We start from the raw sequence: 1,614 nt of genomic DNA on the forward strand, positions 1-1,614 counted from the left end.
ATAGAAAATAATTTTATAGATTGTTTTTTTAACATTGAATTTAGACCTGTTTAGTATGAAATACTCAGAGCTAAAAATTATCATATATAATGGAATTCCGAGATAAGAAAACTCTAACTCACCAATAGTTAAAAACATGAAGAAAAAGGAAATAAGCCAGTTAATATTGAATATTTTTTTAGTGTTGATTGCTATTAACATAAAAAATATAGATAGAAGCAAAAATCCTTCATAAAACAAAACAAGAAAATCCCCTGCTGCAAGTTGCGTTATCTGGAAAGGGTTGTACATAAAAAATAGAGTCGAGAAAATGCGTATCCATATAGATTTAGAAAATTTAGACGATAGTAAGTAAAAAGAATACATTAAAAACATGGAACTTAGAAAGAAATAAATTCTAATGGTGGCTCCAAGTGAAAAAAAATACGAAATTAATCTAATAATATCCGTAGAAAAAAATATATTAAATATGGTAGATGATGGAAAAATATTTGGTGTACCATTTAGATTCAAAAAAATTAAATTTGAACTTTTATATAATTGCAATCTTGTGAAAGGTAAATAAAAATTTCCCCAAATAATATAATTAGGAAAATAAAAAAATAATTTAAAATAAAATATTAATATTGAAACAGAAAATATTAGTAATGTCAAAATATAATAGAAAATCTTCCTTTTTGAAAATAAATTAACAATAAATAGTTTAAGCATATCACTACTTTTGAGGATAATATTATAGTATATTAAATTTTTTAAAAACTTTATACTGTCTAGGATAAAACGGTATCAGACTATAAACTACAAAATTGAAAGCAAAAATATTTTTATTAAGTATCTAATTAAGTATAAAATGCCTGCCAATAATTTCAATTCTAAAAAAAAATTTGTATATTATGCTCCATTAGTTAACCTAAAACAAGATGCAGCTTTCAGACCATATATAGAGATTCCAATGGAGATGAAGAATCATGGATTTGAATCATATCTAATTTGTGGAAAATTGAATTTAAAACCGCCTGATGGGATTAACATTATAGAAACAGGCATAGTATCGGAAAAAAGGTTTGACATTTTTCGTGTATATAGATTCACAAAAAATTTTTTACACAATTATAAACCAGATATATTTATATATTTTCATCTGAATTTGATAATTATACCACTTATATTGTTTTCAAGAATTTATCATTTAAAAACGAAATATTTAGTAAAACTAGACTCTGATGGTTCAGATTTTAAAAAAACAAATAATATTAATAATATTTTAAAAAGATTATATATTGTATTTCTGTCATACTATGTGAGTGGAATCATAATTGAAAATACATGCGGACTGCAAATATTAAGGGATATTAAATTTATTAATAAAAGTAAATTGTTGTTATTACCAAACTCTTTTTCATCGAGACAATATAAAATAAAAAAATACCAAGATGAATTAAGGAAAAATTATATTTTATTTGTTGGCAGAATCCATCCAGAAAAGAATTTGTCATTACTCATAGATGCCTTTGTAGGTGCTACTAAATCATATAAGGGATGGCAATTACACTTAGTAGGTCCAATAGATGATGAGAATTATTTTAAAAAATTAACCAATGATTATAAATGTTA

The 1,614-nt window shown here is 23.6% G+C and carries 3 protein-coding genes; 2 read left to right on the forward strand and 1 reads right to left on the reverse strand.

Annotated elements, in window-relative coordinates; translation table 11 throughout:
- A partial coding sequence (locus AOG55_RS09675; protein ID WP_236688984.1) for a hypothetical protein occupies nt 1–291 on the reverse strand: 291 nt, incomplete at its 3' end.
- A 109-nt stretch (nt 292–400) separates the two neighbouring features.
- Here AOG55_RS09675 and AOG55_RS09390 point away from each other — a divergent pair.
- Both AOG55_RS09390 and AOG55_RS06555 read left to right on the forward strand, forming a co-directional pair.
- Nucleotides 401–565, forward strand: coding sequence for a hypothetical protein (locus AOG55_RS09390; RefSeq protein ID WP_156318786.1), 165 nt, complete (start codon nt 401–403; stop codon nt 563–565).
- A gap of 285 nt (nt 566–850) precedes the next feature.
- On the forward strand, nt 851–1,614 hold a 764-nt coding region (locus AOG55_RS06555; protein WP_156318787.1), incomplete at its 3' end, for a glycosyltransferase.

Origin of the sequence: Acidiplasma cupricumulans (genome assembly GCF_001402935.1) — an archaeon.
GTDB lineage: Archaea > Thermoplasmatota > Thermoplasmata > Thermoplasmatales > Thermoplasmataceae > Acidiplasma > Acidiplasma aeolicum.